Origin of the sequence: Burkholderia sp. Ac-20353 (assembly GCF_017104785.1) — a bacterium.
Lineage (GTDB): Bacteria > Pseudomonadota > Gammaproteobacteria > Burkholderiales > Burkholderiaceae > Burkholderia.
The window spans coordinates 1-4,326 of record NZ_JAAGPL010000363.1; the positions used below are offsets into that span (position 1 = coordinate 1).

A 4,326-nucleotide genomic window follows, 5' to 3' on the forward strand; every position below is an offset into this window, starting at 1 on the left:
CGCGCCGCGCGCGCCGGACGTGATCGCGGCGATGCTCGCGGTGCTGCAGGCGGGCGCGGTGCTCGTGCCGGTCGACCCGGATGGTCCGCCGCAGCGAACCGCGGCGATGCTCGCCGACGCGGCGCCCGCGCTGGTGATCACGCGCGGCGCGTATCGCGCATGCGCGGGCAGCCTGCCGATGCTGGATCTCGACGCGCATCACGCACTCGCGGTGCGCGGCGCTCACGATGGAGCCGACGCGGCACTGTGCGCTGACGCCGATCAACCCGCGTACCTGCTCTACACGTCCGGTTCGACCGGCCGCCCGAACGGCGTGCTGGTCGGGCGCGGCGCGCTGGCGCAGTTCGTCGCGAGCACGCGCGAGCTCTATCGCGTCGGGCCCGACGACAAGGTGCTGCAGTTCGCGCCGCTGCACTTCGATGCGAGCTTCGAGGAGATCTTTGTCACGCTGTGTAGCGGCGCGACACTCGTGCTGCGTGACGACGCGATGCTCGATTCGGTCGACACGTTCGCGGCCGAGGTCGAGCGGCGCGGCATCACGGTGCTCGATCTGCCCACCGCGTACTGGCACGTGCTTGCGCATGCGCTCGACGCGCGCCACGCGGCGCAGCTTCGACACGTGCGGCTGACCATCATCGGCGGCGAGGCCGCGCTGCCCGAGCGGATCCGGCGCTGGCGCGCGCGGCTGCCGGACCAGACGCTGCTGAACACCTACGGGCCGACCGAGGCGACGATCATCGCGACCGCCGCGTGCGTCGGCGGCCCGGGTGCAGTCTGGCAGGACGGTGAGCCGGTGCCGATCGGCACGCCGCGTGCGGGTGTCGACGCGCGGATCGTCGACGCGCGCGGGTACCCGGTCGCGGCGGGTGGCTCGGGCGAACTCGTGCTGAGCGGCGACGCGCTCGCGCTCGCGTATCTCGACAATCCGGCACTGACGGCGGAGCGCTTCGTGACGCTGCCTGGCGGCATGCGCGCGTACCGGACCGGCGATCTCGCTACGCTGCGCGACGGCCGGCTCTGTTTCGACGGGCGCATCGACCACCAGGTGAAGATCAGCGGCGTGCGCATCGACCCGCGCGAGATCGAGGACTGGCTGCTGCGCTCGCCGGACGTGCGCGAGGCGGCCGTCGTCGCATTGCGCAGCGACGCGGGCGCGACGACGCTCGCGGCATTCGTCGCCGGGACTCACGACGTCGCCGCACTGCGCGCGCGGCTGGCCGACGCGCTGCCGGCCGCCGCGATTCCCGACGTATGGCGCGTGCTCGACGGCCTGCCGCGCAACGCGAACGGCAAGACCGATCGCAACGCGCTGCTGCGGCTCGCCGCGCAGCGGGATGCGGATTCTGACGACGTTCCGCCGGACGGTGCGGCGCAGGTCGGGGAACTGGCGCGGCGCGTGATGCGCATCTGGCGCGAGGTGCTGGGCGAGGTTGCGCTCACGCCGGCGTCCAATTTCTTCGACGTCGGCGGGAAGTCGCTGCAGGCGATCCAGGCGAGCGCGCGGCTCGCCGCCGAGCTGGAGCGCGACGTGCCGGTGTCGATGCTGTTCCGGCACGCGACGGTCGACGCGCTGGCGGCCGCGCTGCAAACGCCGCTCGCGTACCGGCCGCGCGCCGCGCACGACGCGTTCGCGCCGCATCTCGCGATTCACGCGGGGCGTGACGGCGGCACGCGGCTCATCTGCATGCATCCAGCCGACGGCCTCGCATGGAGCTATCTGCGGCTCGCCGCGCATCTGCCGGACGTCGCGCTCGACGGCCTGCAACTGTCGGTCGAGGAGACCCGGCGCGCCGCGGATTTCGACGCGCTGGTCGCCGCCTACGTGCAGCGCGTGCGCGTGCTGCAGCCGGACGGGCCGTACCACCTGCTCGGCTGGTCGCTCGGTGGCGCGCTCGCGCACGCGGTCGCCGCGGCGCTTGCGCGCGACGGCCAGGCGGTTGGCCTGCTCGCGCTGATGGACAGCTACCCGGCGTCCGCATGGGCGGCGCAGCCGCAGCCGACGCCAGGGGATGCGCTGCGCATCCTGCTCACGGTGAACGGCGATTTCGACACCGCTGACCTGTCCGACGACGCGCTGCGCCTGCGGTTGTTGCGGGCGAACAGTCCGTTCGCAGCGCTCGGCGTGGCGGGGCTCGATGCGTTCGCCGACGCGACGCTGCGGCAGATGCGCCAGTTCCGTGCGGCACGCACGCCGCGCTACGACGGCGCAGTGCTGCTCTTCAACGCGGCGCGCAAGCGGCCGGGCCTGCCGCTGCCGGACAGCTGGCACGCCCATCTGGCGGCCGATGCGCTGACGTGCGTCGCGCTCGACTGTTCGCATGACGGGATGTCCGATCCCGAACCGATGGCGGCGATCGGCGCGGCGCTGGCGCAACGGCTCGCCGCGGCGACCGCCGCTAGCTCTTTTTGAGGAATTCGAATCGATGAATGTACAGGCAGGCATGAAATTTCCGGGGACGGTCGCCGTCGTGAGCGGCGCGGCGCAGGGTATCGGCGCGGCCGTCACGCGCGCGCTAGCTGCGCGCGGGATCGAGGTCGCCGCGTTCGACGTCGACGGCGACGCATTGGCGCGCCACGCGGCCAACAATACGGCCAACAGTGCGGCCAACAGTGCGGCATCCGGCGCGCGAATCCATCCGTTCACGGTCGACGTCGCGGACGCGGCCGCCGTCGATGACGCGGTCGCACGCGTGGAGGAGACGGTCGGTCCGATCGGGATGCTCGCGAACGTCGCGGGCGTGTTGCGAATGGCGGCGGCGACGTCGCTGAGCGACGCCGACTGGGCGCACTGTTTCGCGGTGAATACGCACGGTGTGTTTCACCTGTCGCGCGCGGTCGCGCAACGGATGGTCGCGCGTCGCGCCGGCAGCATCGTGACGGTCGGCTCGAACGCGGCGCTCGTGCCGCGCATGCAGATGGCCGCGTATGCGGCGTCGAAGGCCGCCGCGCACCAGTTCACCCGCTGTCTCGGGCTCGAGCTGGCCGGGCACGGCATCCGCTGCAACATCGTCGCGCCGGGCTCGACCGATACACCGATGCAGCGCCAGCTCTGGGACGGCCCGGCCGGCCCGGCGGGCGTGATCGGCGGTTCGCTCGACACGTATCGCACGGGCATTCCGCTCGGCCGCATCGCCGCGCCGGACGACGTCGCCGAAACGGTGCTGTTCCTGCTGTCCGACGCGTCGCGTCACGTCACGCTGCACAGCCTGTGCGTCGACGGTGGCGCGACGCTCGGCGTGTGACGGTGTTTCGAGTCCCTTCTCCGGAGCGACAGCGATGAAACATATCTCCGCCGAAATCGAATCGGGCGCATTCGGCGCCTTTGCCGAGCCGCCCCGCGACGAACGGCTGTGCGTCGGCATGCGGCTGCCGGCGCCGGACGCGCTGCGCCGCGACCTGCCGGCGACGGTCGCCGCGCAAGCGACCGTCGCCGCCGGCCGCCGGCAACTGCGCGCGATCCTCGAGCGTCGCGACGCGCGCCGCATCGTCGTCGTCGGTCCGTGCTCGATCCATGATCCGCAGGCGGCGCTCGACTACGCGCGGCGGCTCGCGCGGCTCGCGCATGCGGTGCGCGACGCATTCTGCGTGGTGATGCGCGTGTACTTCGAGAAACCGCGCACCACGGTCGGCTGGAAAGGCCTGATCAACGACCCGGGCCTCGACGGCAGCCACCGCGTGCTGGACGGGCTGTATGCAGCGCGCCGGCTGCTCGTCGATATCAACGCGCTCGGGCTGCCTGCCGCGATCGAGGCGCTCGACGTCGTCACGCCGCATTACCTGTGCGATCTCGTGAGCTGGGCCGCGATCGGCGCCCGCACGACCGAGTCGCAGGTGCATCGCGAGCTGGCGTCGGGTCTCGCGATGCCGGTTGGCTTCAAGAACGGCACCGACGGTCAGGTCGACGTGGCCGCGCACGCGATGCTGACCAGCATGCGGCCGCATACCTTCATCGGTATCGACGGCGCCGGCGCTCCGGCGCTGCTGCACAGCGACGGCAATCCGCACGCGCACGTCGTGCTGCGCGGCGGCCGGCACGGGCCGAACTACGACGCGGCATCGGTGGCCGCCGCCGTCGAGACGCTGCGCGCGCAGCGCCTGCCGCCGAACCTGCTGATCGACTGCTCGCACGCGAACTGCGGTAAAGAGGCCGACCGGCAACTCGCGGTGCTCGACGACGTCGTCGGGCAGATGTGCGCCGGCAGCGACGCGATTCGCGGCGTGATGCTCGAGAGCTTTCTCGAAGCCGGGGCGCAGCCGCTTGGCGGCCCGCTGCGCTACGGCTGCTCGATCACCGACCCGTGCGTCAGCTGGGACGCGACCGAGGAC

General features: G+C 72.3%; 3 protein-coding genes. All 3 read left to right on the forward strand.

The window, feature by feature from the left end; all coding sequences use genetic code 11:
* A partial coding sequence (locus G3N94_RS40050; RefSeq protein ID WP_205799712.1) for an amino acid adenylation domain-containing protein occupies nucleotides 1–2,410 on the forward strand: 2,410 nt, incomplete at its 5' end.
* 13 nt (nucleotides 2,411–2,423) lie between these two features.
* Nucleotides 2,424–3,242, forward strand: coding sequence for a 2,3-dihydro-2,3-dihydroxybenzoate dehydrogenase (locus G3N94_RS40055; RefSeq protein ID WP_241022341.1), 819 nt, complete (start codon nucleotides 2,424–2,426; stop codon nucleotides 3,240–3,242).
* A 34-nt stretch (nucleotides 3,243–3,276) separates the two neighbouring features.
* Nucleotides 3,277–4,326 (forward strand): 3-deoxy-7-phosphoheptulonate synthase (locus G3N94_RS40060; RefSeq protein WP_205799713.1); only part of this gene is annotated, 1,050 nt, incomplete at its 3' end.

Excerpts from the sequence above, each read along its gene's own strand:
- G3N94_RS40055 (WP_241022341.1), top strand. The coding sequence starts at position 2,424 with ATGAATGTACAGGCAGGCATGAAATTTCCGGGGACGGTCGCCGTCGTG.